The 18,970-nt window shown below is 42.3% G+C and carries 13 protein-coding genes; 8 read left to right on the plus strand and 5 right to left on the minus strand.

Annotated features, from left to right (window positions below):
- The first annotated feature begins 194 nt into the window (after nt 1-194).
- The 4 genes from H6G75_RS04350 to H6G75_RS04365 all read left to right on the plus strand — a co-directional run bounded on the left by H6G75_RS04350 (nt 195) and on the right by H6G75_RS04365 (nt 6,720).
- On the plus strand, nt 195-2,429 hold the full coding sequence (locus tag H6G75_RS04350; RefSeq protein ID WP_190978744.1) for a PhoX family phosphatase: 2,235 nt from the start codon (nt 195-197) through the stop codon (nt 2,427-2,429).
- Between the two features lie 135 nt (nt 2,430-2,564).
- Entirely contained in the window at nt 2,565-3,185 is a 621-nt protein-coding gene (locus H6G75_RS04355) for a Crp/Fnr family transcriptional regulator (protein WP_190978745.1), read from the plus strand.
- Nucleotides 3,186-3,316: 131 nt separating this feature from the next.
- Nucleotides 3,317-4,963, plus strand: a complete 1,647-nt coding sequence (locus H6G75_RS04360) for an iron uptake porin (protein ID WP_190978746.1) — start codon at nt 3,317-3,319, stop codon at nt 4,961-4,963.
- A gap of 116 nt (nt 4,964-5,079) precedes the next feature.
- The gene (locus tag H6G75_RS04365) at nt 5,080-6,720 is read left to right on the plus strand and encodes an iron uptake porin (protein WP_190978747.1); all 1,641 of its coding nucleotides are present in this window, start codon (nt 5,080-5,082) and stop codon (nt 6,718-6,720) included.
- A 124-nt stretch (nt 6,721-6,844) separates the two neighbouring features.
- Here the strand turns inward: H6G75_RS04365 and H6G75_RS04370 are convergent, their stop codons facing one another.
- Entirely contained in the window at nt 6,845-7,105 is a 261-nt protein-coding gene (locus H6G75_RS04370) for a hypothetical protein (protein ID WP_190978748.1), read from the minus strand.
- 206 nt (nt 7,106-7,311) lie between these two features.
- Between H6G75_RS04370 and H6G75_RS04375 the strand changes: the two genes are divergently transcribed.
- Entirely contained in the window at nt 7,312-7,926 is a 615-nt protein-coding gene (locus H6G75_RS04375) for a DUF3318 domain-containing protein (protein ID WP_190978749.1), read from the plus strand.
- 25 nt (nt 7,927-7,951) lie between these two features.
- Here H6G75_RS04375 and H6G75_RS04380 read toward each other — a convergent pair whose 3' ends face one another.
- Complete coding sequence (locus H6G75_RS04380; protein WP_190978850.1) at nt 7,952-9,625, minus strand: glycosyltransferase; 1,674 nt, start codon at nt 9,623-9,625, stop codon at nt 7,952-7,954.
- 211 nt (nt 9,626-9,836) lie between these two features.
- Nucleotides 9,837-11,072 carry a glycosyltransferase gene (locus tag H6G75_RS04385; RefSeq protein WP_190978750.1) on the minus strand — a complete coding sequence of 412 codons (1,236 nt, stop codon included), beginning with the start codon at nt 11,070-11,072 and terminating at the stop codon, nt 9,837-9,839.
- 1,014 nt (nt 11,073-12,086) lie between these two features.
- Here H6G75_RS04385 and cofH point away from each other — a divergent pair.
- The 3 genes from cofH (at nt 12,087) to H6G75_RS04400 (ending at nt 15,584) form a co-directional block, all read left to right on the plus strand.
- Entirely contained in the window at nt 12,087-13,220 is a 1,134-nt protein-coding gene (cofH, locus tag H6G75_RS04390) for a 7,8-didemethyl-8-hydroxy-5-deazariboflavin synthase subunit CofH (protein ID WP_190978751.1), read from the plus strand.
- 100 nt (nt 13,221-13,320) lie between these two features.
- A complete protein-coding gene (gene psb27, locus H6G75_RS04395) occupies nt 13,321-13,716 on the plus strand; it encodes a photosystem II protein Psb27 (RefSeq protein ID WP_190978752.1) in 396 nt (131 codons plus the stop codon).
- A 347-nt stretch (nt 13,717-14,063) separates the two neighbouring features.
- The gene (locus H6G75_RS04400; protein ID WP_242051458.1) at nt 14,064-15,584 is read left to right on the plus strand and encodes a family 10 glycosylhydrolase; all 1,521 of its coding nucleotides are present in this window, start codon (nt 14,064-14,066) and stop codon (nt 15,582-15,584) included.
- Between the two features lie 122 nt (nt 15,585-15,706).
- Here the strand turns inward: H6G75_RS04400 and H6G75_RS04405 are convergent, their stop codons facing one another.
- Nucleotides 15,707-16,411 (minus strand): hypothetical protein, encoded by a 705-nt coding sequence (locus H6G75_RS04405; RefSeq protein WP_242051453.1) that lies wholly within the window; start codon nt 16,409-16,411, stop codon nt 15,707-15,709.
- 127 nt (nt 16,412-16,538) lie between these two features.
- Nucleotides 16,539-18,626 carry an S-layer homology domain-containing protein gene (locus H6G75_RS04410; protein ID WP_190978852.1) on the minus strand — a complete coding sequence of 696 codons (2,088 nt, stop codon included), beginning with the start codon at nt 18,624-18,626 and terminating at the stop codon, nt 16,539-16,541.
- Nucleotides 18,627-18,970 lie beyond the last annotated feature (344 nt).

The following is an 18,970-nucleotide window of genomic DNA, read 5'->3' on the forward strand; positions in this document are numbered from 1 at the left end:
TATTTTTTTAGCTGAGGAATCAAAAGATCCCCGACTTCTTTAAGAAGTCGGGGATCTGAACTGACTAGTATTTTGAACTACCAAAAAGTTAAAACTTGCTTAACTGAGTTAGATTTCACTGAATTTTTACCTATTCTTAACCTTAGCTGATTAGAGTATCGGAAATCACAGGAACTATCGCTTTACTGATATAAATGAGTATCAAGCGTCGGGATTTATTGCTATTAATGGGAGGTAGCGCAAGTGCATTGGCACTGGCTAATCTCACAGGTTGCGGTCAAAAAACAACGACGCAAAGAAACACATCATCTGTAGGAGAATCGACATTTTCGTTTAAACCCATCAAAGGGCCGATTCCCTTAGAAACAGCAGGCTTTAATCGAGAACAACAACAAGTCCAATATAGTAGTTATGAAGTTGTAGATGACTTGGTGCTACCAGAAGGGTTTGGATATCAAGTCATTGCGGCTTGGGGTGATCAAGTCGGAGATTCGCGGTTTGGTTACAACAACGATTATTTATCGTTTATCTCCACCACAGAAAATGCTGGTTATCTGGCTGTGAATTTTGAGTATATCAGTGCAATTCCTTGGATGGAAACCTATCAGCAAGTCATTGGTCAGTCATTACCGTTTGCTGAGGTGAAAGCAGCTTTAGACAGCACAAATACTGGTAAAAATGCCATTAATGCTTATGCTTTGCCAGATAATGACCCAGTAAAAGCTCAAATTGCCGAAATTTGTCAAGCAGCCTTAATAGACCAAGGTTTAGGTGTAATTTCCCTGCAAAAAACAGCTAATGGCAAGTGGGAAAGAACTAATTCCCCAGCAGATAGACGCATTAGTGGAATTTCGGGCTTAAAGGATAATCGTTATTTAAAAGCCACAGGCCCATCCGTGGCAATATTCCGCAAGCAAACAGGTCAGGGGTATATAGATAAACTGGGCGATCGCATTATCGGCACTTTTGGCAACTGTGCGGGGGGAACAACACCGTGGGGTACAGTTTTGAGTGCAGAAGAAAACTTTCAAGCCCAAGTCCCGGAACCAGTTTATGCTGATGGTACAGCTTTTAACCCTGAGACATTGCCCTTTGCTTTGGGTGATGAAGAATTATTTGGCCAAGGAAATGTATTTGGTTTAGCTGGGAATAAATATGGTTGGATTGTGGAAATCGACCCCGCTAACCCCCAAGACTACGGGACAAAACACACTTGGTTAGGACGTTATCGCCATGAAGCCGTCGGTGTGCGAGTAGAAGCAGGTAAACCACTGGCCTTTTATTCAGGATGCGATCGCCGTGGCGGACATATATATAAGTTTGTTAGTCGTGATCAGGTAAAAAATCCCCAAGACAAAGGCAATTCGCGGTTATTACAACAGGGAATGTTGTACGCCGCCAAATTCAACGCCGATGGGACTGGTAGCTGGATACCTCTGAAAGCCGAGACACTGGTGAATCCAGATGTGCCGAGTCAGATAGCTGGTAATATCATTTTGTTGCCCCTGGGAACCAAAGCTGAAACAACAGACCCAACTGCGGGTTATTTTGCAGTCACAAAAGATGAAGCGATCGCCCAGTACAAACAAAAGTATCAAAAACTCGCAGACCTTTACACAGGCAACACCGAAGAAAAGCAAGGCGCAATTTTAATTGATGCACATTACGCTGCTAATGCTGCTGGCGCTACCTGCACAGCCCGTCCAGAAGATACAGAAGTTGCCCCCAACGGCGATTTATACATCAGTTTTACTTCTGGTGCGCCGGACAAACAAGGTGGTTCGGATGTGCGAGTGTTTAAAAGTCTTCAAGGTGAAACAGGCTATGAATACGGCTGGGTGATGCGTTTAACCGAAGATAACAACGACCCCGCCGCCATGAGTTTTCGTTGGCAAATGTTAGCCACAGGCGGAGAACCCACCGCAGGCGGAATGGGTTTTGCCAATCCCGATAATTTATTACTCGACCGTCAAGGTCATGTCTGGATGGTAACTGATATTTCCACCACCAAACTCAATAACGCTGTGAATAACCGCAACGCTAGTTTGTCTGGTTTGTTTGGCAATAACTCAATGTGGTTTATTCCTACCAGTGGCGCAGATGCAGGGAAAGCCTTTTTATTTGCAATGGGGCCAATGGAATGTGAAACTACAGGCCCTTGTTTCACAAATGATCAAACAACTATGTTCTTATCTATACAACATCCAGGTGAAACAAATGGCACAAGAAAAAACCAAGCAATAGAAACTAGACAATTTGTGATTACCTCTACCACAGGCGAAGAATTTTTGCAAACTCGCCAAGTTCCCATTGGTTCTAATTGGCCTGATAAAACACCAAATGCACCACCAAAACCAGCGGTTATCGCTATCACAAAAGCGGCAATATCTACTAACAAAACATATCAAAATCCTCAATTAGCCACATAATCAGCAATCTATTATTTAGCTAAAAATTATTCTGAGTTTATCAAGCAAATAGCTGTTAGGAATTAGCCTCAATAATTTTGCTGCGATCGCCTTGAGAAAAAATCAAAACTTTCACTAGATCCCATAAAATTTATAATGACATCTACTAGTCTGACACCAACATTCTCGACCGCATCCATTAGTGAACAATTATCACTAAAAATCTTTGCCCGTAAAGAAATTATTCCCCTGCGAAATGAGGTAATCTGGAGAATAGAACGTGGCGCAGTTCGTACCCTAACTTGGGCAGAAGATGGAACCTTCATCACTTTAGGTTATTGGGGGCCTGGAGATTTGATTGGCTCTCCCTTATCGAAAGTGAAACCCTACCAAATTGAGTGCCTTACCAGCGTAGAGGTAAGTATTGTACCATCTTATCTCTGGCACCAAGATATGGCAGGTTTATTTGCCCATATTCAACAGTCAGAAGAGCTTTTAAGCATCGTCCATCTCAAACCAATTTCCTTGCGGTTATGGAAATTTTTGGTTTGGCTGAGTGATAAATTTGGACGTAATGTCGAACAAGATAGAGTTATCGACATCAACATCACCCATCAAGAAATTGCCGAAGTTTTAAACACAACTAGGGTGACAATTACCAGACTATTACAACAATTTGAAGAAGAAGGGGTCTTGTTAAGATACAAGCGGCGGATTATTTTGCGTTTACCCAATAAATTCACTACCCAAACTATAGTTAAAAACAATGTTTATTAACTTGTGTTAATTACATCACATCTGTTATATTGATACCTGGAATTATGTGTGTATACCCATAAAACAAGCATCAATTGTAGCTGAAATACATCCATATATTGCACTGGTGGGTGTGAGTGAGAGTAAAGATAATGAACAAACTTTTTTGGAATGTACTGAAAATTAGTCCAGCAATTTTAGCTGCTTCTTTATTAGCAGCTAATAGTGCCTTAGCAGGAGAAGCTAACGAACAAATCACAACTGTAGCTCAGTTGTCTGAACAATCAGATAGCATGGCACAAGTAACATCCGTATCACAGTTTTCGGATGTACAACCAACAGATTGGGCATTCCAAGCATTACAGTCTTTGGTAGAACGTTATGGATGTATTGCAGGTTATCCCAACGGTACATATCGTGGGAATCGTGCTTTAACTCGTTATGAGTTTGCGGCTGGTTTGAATGCTTGTTTAGACAGGGTTAACGAACTGATTGCGACAGCAACAGCCGATTTAGTCACCAAAGAAGATTTAGCCACATTACAACGTTTACAAGAAGAATTTTCTGCGGAATTGGCAACTTTGCGTGGTCGGGTAGATGCACTAGAAGCCCGCACTTCTGAGTTAGAAGCAAACCAATTCTCTACTACCACCAAGTTAGTTGGGGAAGCAATTTTTGACGTATCTCAAGCATTTGGTGATAACCAAGCTGTATCGAATCCTCAAACACCAACAAGGGATTTAACCTCCAACACTACTTTTGACTACCGGGCGCGTTTAAATCTATTAAGCAGCTTCACAGGTACAGATCAACTGCAAGTCCGGTTACAAGCTGGTAATATCGCCAACAACAGAGGTGTAACTGGTACAAGTCAAACCCGCTTATCCTTTGCTGACCCCACTGACAACCAAGTTCAAGTTGATAAAATTAACTACGCTTTCAATTTGAGCGATTATATTCGGGTGAAAGTTGATGCTAACACTGGGGAGTTATGGGAAAACGTCAATGTCTTCAACCCAGATTTTAGAAGCAGTGGTACAGGTTCAATTTCACGTTACGGACGTTTCAGCCCAATTTATCGTGTAGGTTCTGGCGGCGCTGGCTTAACGGTTACTCTTAACCCTAAAGGTGCTATTACCTTCACCGGAGCTTATTTAGCATCTAAAGCTAGTACTCCCGATGCAGGTTTTGGCTTGTTCAACGGTGACTATGCGGCTTTTGGACAACTAGAATTTAAGCCTAGCAAAGCCTTTAACATTGGTTTTGCCTACGCCCATACTTACGACGGTGCTAGAACTTCACCTGCTGGTACTGCAAGCAACGCTGTCAACTTCATCGGCAATACTGGTAGTGCATTTGCAATTAGCCCCTTTGGTACTGGTGTTGCTACCACAGGTAATCACTACGGTATCCAAGCCAGCTTTAAACCTAATGATAAGTTGACAATTGGTGGTTGGGCTGGTTACTCCAATGCTATAGCTGAAGATAGTACAGCTACCATCAGAAGAGGACAAAATGCAGATATTGTCTACTGGGCTGGAACCTTAGCACTCAGAGACTTTGGGAAAGAAGGTAACGTACTGGGTCTAGTATTCGGTCAGCAGCCAACAGTTACAGATACACCTGTTGCTAATCGTAGAGATGGAGATACTGCTTATCATTTGGAGGGTCTCTACAAAATCAAAGTTAACAACAATATTCAAGTAACTCCTGGCTTGTTGGTGATTTTCAACCCTGAAAATAACGACAACAACGATACTATCTACGTAGGTACACTCCGCACAACTTTCACTTTCTAAAATCACACTTACGTGATATAATAAAAACAAAGTTTATGGGTATTTTCCCTTAAAAAATAATAAGGGATGTACCCATAAATTTTGACGGTATGGTGTGAGTGAAAGCAAACAAAATCATGAAAAATTCTTTCTGGAATGTACTGCGAGTTAGTCCAGCAGTTTTGGCTGCGTCTTTACTAGCGGCTAACAGTGCTTTAGCAGGAGAAGCTAATGAACAAATCACAACTGTTGCACAATTAACCCAACAAAACGACAGCATGGGTCAAGTGACATCCGTATCACAGTTTTCGGATGTACAACCAACAGATTGGGCATTCCAAGCATTACAGTCCTTAGTAGAGCGTTACGGATGTATTGCAGGTTATCCCAACGGTACATATCGTGGGAATCGTGCTTTAACTCGTTATGAGTTTGCGGCTGGTTTGAATGCTTGTTTAGACAGAGTTAATGAACTAATTGCTACAGCCACAGCCGATTTAGTTACTAAAGAAGATTTAGCCACATTACAGCGTTTACAAGAAGAATTTTCTGCGGAATTGGCAACTCTGCGCGGTCGGGTAGATGCACTGGAAGCCCGCACTGCTGAGTTAGAAGCAAATCAATTTTCTACTACTACCAAGCTAGTTGGGGAAGCTATTTTTACCATAGCAGCACCTTTCGGGGATGACCGCGCTGATACAGACACTAATCGCAACAACAACCGTGATTTAGATAGCAACATTATTTTTGCTGACCGGGTGCGGTTGAACTTGTACACCAGCTTCACAGGTTCAGACAGATTGCAAACTCGTTTGCAAGCTCGAAATCTCACGCCATTTGGTACTGCTGTTACAGGAACCAACATGACTCGCTTAGGCCATGATGGTGACAACGGAAACGAGGTTGAAATTGATAAACTCAACTATGAATTCAACCTGGTGAGTGATGCAGTGCGAGTCAAGGTTGATGCGTTTGGTGCGGAACTTTGGAACAACATTAACGTATTCAACCCAGACTTTAGAAGTAGCGGTACAGGTGCTTTATCCCGCTACGGACGTTTCAGCCCAATTTATCGTGCATCATCTCCTGGTGGTGCTGGTTTGACAGTCACAGTCAACCCCAAAGGGCCTATCAGCTTAACAGGTGCCTATCTTGCACCTAACGCTAGTGACCCCAGCCAAGGTAATGGTCTGTTCAACGGATCTAATGCCTACTTTGGTCAAATAGACTTCAAACCCAGCAAACAGATCAACGTTGGTTTTGCATACTCTCATACCTATCAAAATGATAGTCCCACTGTAGACGGTATTGATGTAAACCTTTTTGGTAGCCAAGGTAGTTCTCTTTCCAACAGACCTTTTGGTAATATTGCTACCTCTGCTAATAACTACAGTTTCATGGCTAACTTCCGCCCCACCGATAAGATTGGCGTTGGTGGTTGGGTAGGCTACACGGATGCACAGGTTGAACAGGGTACAACCTCCGGTAGTGCAGATATTTGGTACTGGGCTGCTAATTTATCTATCAAAGACCTGGGTAGAGAAGGCAACACTTTGGGTATCATTTTTGGTCAACCACCCAAAGTTACTGACCTGAATTTTGGTACTAGAGCAAATACTGACAGAGACACTTCTTACCATTTAGAAGGTCTTTATAAAATCAAAGTCAGCGATAACATCTTAGTCACTCCTGGCTTGTTAGTAATCTTCAACCCAGAACATAACGACAACAACGATACTATCTACGTAGGTACACTCCGCACAACTTTCACTTTCTAGATTTCAGTTTTGGATGAGATGAATAAAACCCCGCTTAAAGGTGGGGTTTTATTTATTAAGAGCATTCGTGAAGAACAGATCCCCGACTTCTTTGAGAAGTCGGGGATCTGATGTCTCTCGATTTTCACAAATTCAAGTTATCTTCTGGTTTGACTAAATCTGATGGCGGTCTGTCGCTACTCCAAGCCCACCACGCACAACCACAATGGCAGTGATAAAACTCTTGCCATTTGCGGCGATGTTCTTCTGAGAATACAGGCGATCGCCGATTGATCCAAACCTGTAATGCTTCTAAACTACTAGAACGGCAAGTTGGACAGCAAAATTCATAGGCGTGAACTGCCTCGGATGTCCATTCAGGTGGGATGGGAGCAAAAGCGTCCATGTAATTTAAAATTTAATCTCAGTAGGCAGCATATCAGCCCGAATTAATATATATCTGTTTATCTGGTATTTTGCTAAATTCGTCTGTTTTTTTACAACTCTTAATTTCGCTAAAGGTCAAGATCCCCGACTTCTTTGAGAAGTCGGGGATCTGAACATCTCAATTTTTCATCAAAACTAACCACAACAGTCGCAAATAACATAAAGATGGAACAAAATGCTGAAATTCGTCGGTTGTTAGATGTCATGCCGGCTTCGGGGAGAATGACACTTAAAATCGTCAGTAAACCAGAGCAGGCACAAGTAATTGATGCTACTTTTCCTCTACCTTGGCAACAGTATAGACCGATATGTATTAATTTTGATTTGTGGGGACGTTTAACTAAGCCACAACGGGATTTATTGCTGTTGCAGAAGGTGAGTTGGTTGAGTGGGGTGAGATGGTTTAAACCGGATATTTATCAAGGTGTTGTGCTGCTGGGGTTGTTGGCGGGATTAATTGAATCGTCACAGTCAGATGCTGTGGGTGTGGGTGTGGCTGTGGGATTAAGTGCGATCGCAGCTTTCCGCATTTGGCGCAGCAATAAATCATCAGAGTCAGAGTTAAATGCAGATAAAGCAGCCATTAAAATAGCCCAACGCCGGGGTTATTCGGAAACAGAAGCAGCACAATTTTTACTCTCTGCAATTGAAGCCGTAGCCAAAATAGAAAAACGTTCTGGGTTAGATTTTACCGAGTTAATTCGTTGTCAAAATTTGCGAGCGATCGCAGGTTTATCACCTGTGGGTATACCGGAGTTTTTTAACGCAGAGGAACGCTAAGGTATGTGGGGAGAATAACAAATGACTATTCACAATGATAAATCTTGTATTCATAGCCGTTAACTGCTGGTAAAGATTTAGTTTCAGCAATACATTTTTCGGTTTCTGCTGCTATGGGTGCATGAAAATTTACTAACCACAAATCAAAAGGTTTTGGTAGAGTTTTTAAAATATTATTGAGAGTGTTTGTAGATTTATTTGGGTCTTGGTCTTGATGAGCAAGAATAAATTGTATTGATGGTGAGGGTTGGTTTTGAATTTTCCATTCTCTGGCAACACCCATCATTTCACCAATCTGCACATGAGTAATTTGAGTAGTAGCAATTACCACCGGAACTTGGGATGTTTGCCTGATAAGTTGTAAAAATAAATCAGGGCGATAGTATTTTTGATAGCCTAAATTACAAATTACAGTTACAGCACTACAAAACCCCATCAGCCAAATTATAGCTAGGGCTTGTTGACCTGTAATTTTATAATTATTTTGCTGAGTTTGCCAACGAACTGCTAAACTTGCGCCGAGTAAAAGAATGACAGCCGGAAAATAAACAAAGTTATAACGTGCGCCTCTGGTTAAATCAATTCCCAGGAAATAAGTAAAGACAAAAAATAAAGCGATCGCAGCTAAAATAATCCCCCAAATCACCTGAGTTTCTGGTTGTTGTAATTGTACTTTGATTCCCCGAATCAATATTGGTAAAAACCAAATAAAGAAAACCAACATTACTAAACCAGAAATTAAAATAATTGCTAGTTTTGGTGATTCAATTGGCAGTAAAAACAGCATTGTCACCCAAGCAGCAAAGGCTTGAAAAAATGGGTTTAACCACTCAAAACCTTGGCGCGGTTGTTGTATCCAATCGGTTAATTTATCGCCATAATTATTCTGTAAAAATATGGGTACCCAAACTATCCCAGAAACAGCAGTACCAGCAGCAACCGCATAAATTCGCCGCCAAGGTGGAGAGATAAAATTACGTTGTCGCCAGCCGAGGAAAAGTAATACTAAAGCTTCACTACCAAGAGTAAGAACAAAAAAGTAATGTGTCGCAATTCCGAAAGCGTTAATTACTACCCAAGCTAGTGCTGTGGTGATGGGTAACGGTGTGCGATTTTGAATGTGGCGTGTAGCGATAATGAAGCAAGCCAAAGATGCAATTACCCACAAAATTGCTAAAGTGTAATGACGTGCTTCTTGGGCTAAAAAAATTGCGTAAGGTGATACCGCCATTATGGCAGCAGCGATATGTGCAATCAAGCGAGAACGAAAAGTTAGCCATCCTAAACCATAAATAGCGGGAATAGATATCGCACCAAAGATTGCAGCGAGCGATCGCGCCCCCCATAATGAAACTAGACCTTGTTGTGTCGGAAATAACTGCATCCACCAATGAGCCAAGAAAAAATATAGTGGCGGATGATTAGTTTCGTGGCTCAAGTGCATCCAAACATCTTGGATAGTATCACTTGCTTGGGGTTGTAATGGTTGTAATAAAATATCAGGTGCGATCGCTTGGTCTAAGGGTACTGGTAAAAAACTATTCCCCAAGCTAAACACTAAAGTCGAAAATTCATCAGTCCAAGGCGGTTTAGCTGTTAAATTAGTTAACCGCAAACCCAGACCAATCAAAAACCACAGCAGTAACAGCAAAGGATGAAACCAGCGACTATTAGTCACAAAATGCCAATGTCCCGACATGGTTTGTGGGGTAACGCGGCGGTTAGCAAAGGTAGATAACAACAGGATCGCATTTTTGTAAAACTTCGATGCACTCCAAAACAAAACTTTCATAGCCGCGCCATTTACAAGTCAACTCTTTGCTATTTTGACTTGATTTGTAAATTTAAGTTCATTTAGATTTCTCCCTTGTCTCCCTTGTCTACCTTGTCTCCCTTCCCAACAAAATCCCTCATTTCACATCAGTTACGCGCCAACTCAGTTTTAAGTTCACCCAAAAATTCCAGATAGTCGCAACTGCGATCGCAATCAAGTTAGCAATATAACGATTGGGAATTACAAAATTAAACACCAAGTTTAACACCAAAACATTGATTAACAATCCCGCCAAGCACACCAGATTGAATTTCAAAAACCGCTTTGCACGATGATGCCATTCTTGCTGGTGCATCGCCACATCAGCAAATGTCCAAGCATCATTCCACAAAAAGTTGTTGAAAATGGCAATTTCACCCGCAATAATTTTGCTGCGTGTTAAAGGTAAAGCTAAAGTTGATGGGTCACTCAATAAATAAAGTATTGCCATATCCACAAATACACCACTTAACCCTACTAAGCCAAAGCGGAGAAATCGACCAATAGGAAAAGTAGATTTTTGTCCCACTTGTTGTGTCGTTAGCCGTAAGCGCAATAAGTGATGTAAGTATTCGACATAGTGTTTCCAGGTTACTTTGCTTTCACCTTGTTTGCGCTCACAGAATACATAACCCACCTCGGCGATTTCTGCGACATTTCCCCTACCAATGACCTCTAAGAGAATTTTGTAGCCTACGGGATTCAGTTGTACCCCTGCAATACAACGGCGACGCACCATAAAATAACCACTCATCGGGTCAGAAACTCTCCCTAATACCCCTGGTAAGAAGATCAAACCCAAAACTTGAGCGCCACGAGATAAAAAACGCCTCACTGCACTCCAACGGCTTACCCCACCACCTTCTATATGACGACTCGCAACAGCCAAGTCTGCACCTTGTTCAATACTACGTAATAACTGTGCCAATACTTCTGGCGGATGTTGTAAATCCCCATCAATTACGCCCAATACACTTCCCCTCGCAACTTGCCAGCCCCGGATAACTGCTGAAGATAATCCCCGTTCTTGTTGGCGACGCATCACCCGCAAATTGGGGTATTCTGCCATCATCGATTGCGCGACTTCCCAAGTGTGGTCTGGACTATCATCATCTACCACAATTAACTCATAATCATCTGGGATAACTTCCTCTAGCAGTTCACTCAGTACTTTGATGAGCCTAACGATGTTGTCACGTTCTTTATAAGTAGGAATGATCAGCGAAAAATAAATATTTGTTTGATCAGTCGTTAGATGATGAGGTGGAAATTCTGAAATCTGCAAACCGCCAGATGGCACTGATAATAATGTATTGCTTGGGCTGTTTCTCATAGAGCTAAATTACGGTGGGGAAGAGAAAATCAGAATGCTAACCTATTTTATATTTCTTTACATAGTTTCTTGTTCCCCAAGTTTACTTATAATCATAAATTTGCTCAAGTCGCTAGATTAGCACATAGTTTATCTTGCGGATGGGGAAATGGGACAAGGACGACAAAGAGATCAGATGTGTACAACTACTTAGGGGTTGTGAGTTAACAACCTTGCTTCTTTTAATTAAGTTAAAAATCCTTATTTAGTAATCTTTCTAGATAGCGAATTATAAAAGTTGTTTCTTGACAGGCTCTTATGAGATTCTGGTTTCGACTTTTGATTTTGCGTTTAGGGTATGCCCAATCATCAATTATCCAATTTGTTGACTCAACAAGACTTTTATCTACTTTGTCTCCCTTGTCTACTTGATCCCCCTGCTTTCTACTCCTGAACATCACATAAGTCAGATCACCTATAAAACAAATGCACCTAACAAGTAGGTGCAATAATTAGGTAATTACAGAATTAGTACTACTATGTAAAAATAAGTAGGTAATAACTCAGGAGCTAATAGAGTTTATCTGAATCATGAATAAATTGTTTCCGTAAAAATACTGAATTTTCTATTAAAAATCATTAGATATCTTCTGACAAGTATTTTTACGAATAGCAAATTTTCTTAAGTAATAAATCTTAGATTTTTGATGTATGAAAGAAAATCTCTGTACAAAGCCCTGTATTTTTGCTAAATAAGCGCATTGAAGAAGAATTCAGAACTCAGCATTCAGGGGCGATGCACTGAGTCTACTGAAATGTTGTACCGAATATTCATCTGAATTCTGATTCCTGATAGCAATTCACGAAATTACTGATACAAATAACGTCCTCTGCTTCCTCTACCTCCTCTGCTTACCCATCCGCATCATTTTTTAAGTGAAATGCTATGACTCCTGAATTCTGTTTTGATAAAAGTTATAGGATCGAACTAATAGCCAGCGTTGACTAAAAACAGTACAGTTTTAGTGATTAATTGTGATAAACACTTCTGTTACAAACATTCTTGAGCGTGCCTTAATGGGGTACGATTTATCTCCTCAAGAAGGAGTATTGTTGTTAAAGCAAACGGAGCCTGAAGCGATCGCGGCAATTCGTCACACAGCCGATCAACTCCGCTACAATCAGGTAGGCGATACCATTACTTACGTAATTAACCGTAATATTAATTTTACTAACATTTGTGAACAGCATTGTAGTTTTTGTGCTTTCCGCCGAGATGCTGATGATGTAGGTGCTTATTGGTTAGATTGGGGGCAAATTTTAGAAAAGTCCCAAGATGCGGTTAAGCAGGGGGCGACAGAAATTTGTATGCAGGGCGGATTAAACCCCGAAGCCCAAATAAATGGTCAATCTTTACCTTATTACATCAAGTTAGTTGAAACGATTAAACAGGAATTTCCGCAAATTCATTTACACGCCTTCTCTCCCCAAGAGGTGCAGTTTATCGCCAGAGTTGACGGGCTGGATTATGCAACGGTAATTGCAGCTTTGCGGGATGCTGGCGTTGGTTCGATGCCAGGAACGGCGGCTGAGGTGTTGGATGATGAAGTGAGAAAAATATTATGCCCAGAGAAAATTAACACAGCAACTTGGCTAGAAATTATCTCCACAGCCCATAAATTGGGTTTACCTACTACCAGTACCATGTTATCGGGGCATATCGAAACCCCAGAACAACAAATTGGGCATTTAGAAAAATTGCGATCGCTCCAACAAACAGCCATCAATCACGGCTATCCAGCACGCATTACAGAATTTATCTTATTACCCTTTGTGGGTCAAGAAGCGCCAAAATCTTTACGCCGTCGGGTAGGGCGTGATCAACCAGTTTTAGCAGATGCTTTACTTTTAGGCGCAGTCGCCCGAATTTACTTGGGTAATTGGATTCCTAACCATCAGCCTAGTTGGGTAAAGTTGGGGTTGGCTGGGGCGACAGAAGCCTTAGTTTGGGGTTGTAACGATATTGGTGGCACATTGATGGAAGAACATATCACCACAATGGCTGGTGCTGTGGGCGGTACTTGTATGGAAGTGGACACCTTACAAACTGCGATCGCATCTTTGGGAAGACCTTATCAACAACGAGATACTTTGTATCAAAAAGTATAAAATTTGTTGCTGATTTTGTCCTTCATGCTTCTCCTGATCCCCTAGATACCATTCCAAGATAGGATGGACGATGATTTATGTGTAGTTTCAAATAATGCTTATGAAACGCTATTGGTCACGTCTGCTTGCTTTGGTTTTAGTTTTAGCAATTGGCTTAATCGGTTGTTCCAGCCCTGATAGCTTAACGGGGGATTATCGCCAAGACACATTGAATGTAGTGAGTACCCTGAGAAAAGCCCTAGAAATAACTGAGGATTCACCAGACAAAGCAGCACTTCAAGCAGAAGCGCGGCAAAAAATTAACGATTTCTCAGCCCGCTACCAACGCGCTGGTTCAACTTCTGGTTTAAGTTCATTTACAACCATGCGTACCGCCCTTAACTCTCTAGCGGGACACTACAGTTCTTACCCAAACCGTCCAGTTCCGCAAAAATTGAAAAATCGTCTAGAACAGGAGTTTCAGCAAGTAGAGTCTGCACTGAAGCGTGGTGCTTAACTATTCCTCTAGTAATATTTTTTCAGATTCAAGAGTTCAGAGTTATGACTTTGGACTCTTGATTTATTTATTTTGACAAAGGTATATCTGTTAGGGCTTACGCACAAAGATTGTTTGTGAAGAATGGGTGTAGGGGTATGGGGTGTAAGGGTTTTGAAAACTTACACCCTTAAATCCCCATACCTCCAAACTTTTAATTTTTTGTGTAATTGCGTAATTCCTAGATGCAATAGCTGTATTTAAATGAAAGAGGATTTTCCGAGTGTCAACCCTAGAAATACCAATACTTTCACCCTATACCTCTTGCTATAACAATTGATACACCTTAATCGTCAATGCCCGTGAATTTGTACATCTACCTTGCTGGTATATCTAACCATTCCGCAAAATTTTTCACAGCAAAATTATTCTGGCAACGCTTGTGGACTGTGGTTTTTATTAGTAGTATTTTGCTGCCTAACTTGATTAGCCAACCAGCACAAGCACAAGTTAACCAAGATTGTCAGTTATCCAACACAGCTGCCCAAACAAAGGAAAAATTACGTTTGTTGGCGCTGAAAGGCGATCGCGATGCCCAAAGCCAGTACAAAAAGCTACTACGCCAACATGCCCAAGATGTACAAGAATGCCGCAATCGGACTTGGCCCAAAATTCAAGCCGTTTGGTTACGTTTATATCCCTGTGATATTCAACCAGGGATAATTGACCAAATTATGGATCGGATGGTCAACCGGGGCTATAACCAAATCTATATAGAAACATTTTATGATGGGCAGGTATTATTACCAGCCGCCGATAATCCCACAGCTTGGCCTTCTGTCATACGAACTCCAGGGACGGAAAAGATTGATTTACTGGCGTTAGCGATTCAAAAAGGGCGAGAACGGGGTCTGAAGGTTTATTCCTGGATGTTTACCACTAATTTTGGCTATACATACGCCAAAAGACCAGATCGAGAACCTGCGATCGCCCGTAATGGCAAAGGGCAAACTAGTTTATATGTTGTCGATAACGGTTCGCAAGTATTTATCGACCCCTACAATATGCAAGCCAAGCGTGATTACTTCCAGATGGTACAGCAAGTGCTACGCCGTCGCCCCGATGGTTTGCTATTTGATTATGTGCGTTATCCCAGGCAAGCCGGCACTGATTCCATTGCCACAAAAGTCACTGATTTATGGCTATTTACCCCAGCTACTCAAGAAGCTTTATTTAAGCGGGCTTTGAATACTAAAGGATTGGATTTGATGCGGCGGTTTTTGACTAAAGGATATGTCACCGCAGGCGATATTGATGAAGTAGATAAACTGTATCCCCAAGAAGGGGAACCGATGTGGCAAGGGCGCATTCCGCCCCCACAGGAAAAAGCCCTGTTACCCGCAACCGACAGACAACCGACTTTGCAAGTTGAACTCTGGCAGTTAATGGTTGCCCATGCTATGCAAGGTATCTTAGATTTTGTGGCTTTAGCCAGTTACCCAGCACAACAATTAGGCATTCCCGCCGGAGTCGTGTTTTTCCCCGATGGCAACCAAATGGTGGGACAAGGCTATGATTCCCGCTTGCAACCTTGGGATAGATTTCCCAGTAACTTGCAATGGCACGCAATGGCTTATGCAACTTGTAGTGATGTTAGCTGTATTACCGCGCAAGTGCAACGGGTGATTAGTGCTGCTAAACCAGGGACAAAAATTATTCCCGCCTTAGCCGGTGCATGGGGACAATCAACCAGCACTCGTCCATCTCTAGAAGCCCAAATGCAAGCCCTACGCAAATATGCGCCGCAACTAGCAGGTGTTAGTCATTTTGCCTATTCTTGGCAATATCCAGAAAATGATAGCGATCGCAAATTCTGCCGTCTTCGTTAATCATTCACCCTATGCCTGAAAGTGAGGTAATGGCGAGGCTTAATGGTTTTCTATCTTCCTTGTCTTCGGCTGAGGGGATCACACTGTGTTTAGGGCAGAACGTCAACAACATACTCCCGACTTCAATACACTCTTTGCGGCTTTTCGTTAGAAATAGCTTTGAGTTTAGAGGTAAAAGACTCGGAACGATCGCTTGTTTCGGGAGTAAAGCGGTCAATTGGGGGATGATTAACGTTAGATGGCAGTAATTTGGGCTGATTGTCAGAGTTTGCTGAGAAATTATGGGGTAGGACTGGTGATGAAGTCACTCTAGATTTAGTTTCTGTGGGAGGGAGAGTTAAAGTTGATGATACCAAAATATGTTTGACACGTTCACTCTCGCCACGGCTAGAGGCTGTTTCTGTTTGTTTGTAGCTGGGTTCAAATTCAGCCTCAACCGAGTATGCAGAATTATTTACTGCCAAATTGGCAACATTCGCTACATTTTCTGAACTATCATCTTCTTGAGCAGGCGGTAAAGCTGGCGTATTTAGGGCAGTTAAGATTTCTGGGAATTTACTGCAAATCAGGCGTTCAAATTCCATATTGAAATGATAAATTGCCTGTTGTCGTCGTTGCCAAAATGCCAGGATTTGCTGGACAGAAATCGCTTTATAACGACCTTGATACAAAGCTTCAATCACTGCTAAATGCAGCCAATCAAGGGGATATTGATTTTGCCAACGGCAAACTAACTCAGCAGCACTATGGCCACTGAGGTCAAAACTGTAATGAATTAGGAGGGCGGCTGCTAATTCAGCAGCTGTTTCTGGCGTTTTGGTAAACATGGGACTATTGGCTTGAGGCAATAGGTGTAAATTTTCGACCCATCGCCTATAGCCTAGTGTGTTTTTAGCTATAGGGTTGGTCACCAAGGTTTCCAAGTTAATCAGCAATGTTTTTCATTTTACTTGGTCAGCCCTTGGCTGTCGAAACAATATAGGGCGAATTAATAATTTCTGTGCGGTTAATAGCTACTAAAGCTTGATAAACCATTGCGGCAACCTCCGCCCTTGTGGCTTCACGCGTGGGGGCGAGTAAGTTAGGCTTGGGGTAGTTGACAACGATGCGTTGTTGTGTAGCAGTTGCCACTGCTTTTTGGGCATATTCAGGAATAGTATTACTGTCGGTGTAAGGAAGTAATAGATTGCTTTGGGCGGCGGGTAAGCCGAGGCCATTTACGAGGGAAACAATTACCTGTAGCCTTTGGACATTTTGATCGGGGCGGAAAGTGCGATCGCTAAATCCACTCACAAAACCACCACTGGCGGCAATTTGTAAAGCTTTGTAAGCCCAAAAATTCTGGGGAACATCAATAAATTCAATGGCTGGGCGTTTTGGAGTCGGGTTAAATGCTGCCGCCACCAAAGCTGCATATTGGGCGCGAGTCATGGGTTTATCTGGTTGGTAGCTACCATCAGCAAAACCTTGAGTTAAATTCAGGCTGGCTAAGGTGCGAATGAATGGTTCTGCCCAGTGTCCCACTAAGTCGGTAAATGTCGGCACTTCGGCATCAGGACTGACAATATAAGGCGAGGCGATCGCTTTTTCTTTGCTATTAGCAACCAACGCCTGATATAGTAAGGCGGCAATCTCGCCGCGTGTAATCTCCCGCAGTGGTTCTAACAAATCCGATTGGGGATAATTAACAATGATTAATTTTTGCGTGGCGGCGGCGACAGCATTAGTAGCATAACTGGGAATTTGGGCGCGATCGCGGTAGACACTCAACACATTAGAATTACCTCCTGTAAATTTTAAACCATTAACAATTGATACAATCGCCTGTACCCTTGTGAGATTATTTCCAGGGCGAAATGTGCCATCAGGAAAACCGCTAATAAATCCTGCTGTCGCTGCACTAAAAATAGCTGGTGCTGCCCAAAAATCAGGTTTGATATCGGTAAATTTACTAGCTTGACTACTGCTGGGTAACTGAAAAGTTTTCGCCAACACCGCCGCATATTGGGCGCGGGTAATGGGTGCATTCGGCCTAAATGTGCCATCAGGAAAACCGCTAATTGCCCCTCGGCTAACTAAGGCTTCCACAAACACCGCCGCCCAATGTCCCGCCAAATCAGGAAAACTGCTACTTCCGGTAACTATTCTTGGACTATCATCAGTGGCGGCGACGAAATTGACTTGCCCTTTGACGAAGGTGGGGTTTAATTGATTACCCGCAGAAACTAAAGGTTGGGCGGCTGCATTTTGTAAATCAAACTCGCCATTATCTTGAAAGATATTCGCGCCAGCATCTTGGCTATTACCCAAATCTGGGACAGCATTAGCATTAACCAACAAGCCACCTTGGGCATTTTTACTGATGGAATTTTGCCGCAATACCGGACGGGCATCACGAGAAAGAGCGATCGCAGTCCGATTCTCTGATAACTTATTATTGGCAATTAATGGTGCGGCTGAGTCTGTAATCGCTATCCCCAATGGATTTTTTTGAAAAGTGTTGCGTAATATCTCCCCTTTACTATTCCGCGCCATAAACAACCCACTGGCGGCATTTTGGACAAACACATTATCTAAAATGGCGGGTTTGGCATTGCCGGTAATAAATATTCCTTCTCTTCCACAACCAGTAAAGGTATTGTTAGCCAAATAAGGAGTTGATGACTCTATCCATACCCCAGTACCCTTAGCATTGGGATTTGTCACACTCACACCCATCAAACTGGCATCACCCAGCAATAACAACGTGATATTCTGGACGCTAAAAGTCGGGCTTTGATATTCACCCCCGCCAGAAATGATAATTCCTGCACCTTTATTCAGTTCATTACCAATGACTGTTACCCCCGCAGTTAACACCAAGGGAAACTGTTCACCGTTAGCCGCGCTGTAGGTACCTGGTGACAGCTGAATAATTATCGGTGTTGTGGTTCTTAAAGCACGGGTGAGGCTTCTAAACGGGTTCAACCTTGAACCATCATTAGTATCTTTCCCCGTTACAGGGTTGACATAGAGAGTCGCCACGAGGGTGGAGTTTACCATTGGTTGTTGAGATGCAATCACGGTATGAATAATAACTTATCTCATATCTTGCACTAGGCGAATTTCATTCGTTGGGGTTGGGTGATCAAACTACAAATATAGTTTGGGCAAAGAACGGGGTAAACTGAACAGGACTTACGCACAAAGATTATCTGTGGAGATTGGGTGTAAGGGTGAAAGGGTTTGGGGTGTAAGGATTTTGAATAAGTACACCCCTATACCCCTAAACCCTCACCAAAACCATTGATTTTTCGTTTTGATGCGTAAGTCCTACTGAATATTCTTTACTTCACATTTTGCACCCAGCGACTTCCATGCTTGGGACTAGGTGCTTAACTTTATCC

Source organism: Nostoc sp. FACHB-280 (assembly GCF_014697615.1).
Lineage (GTDB): Bacteria > Cyanobacteriota > Cyanobacteriia > Cyanobacteriales > Nostocaceae > Nostoc_B.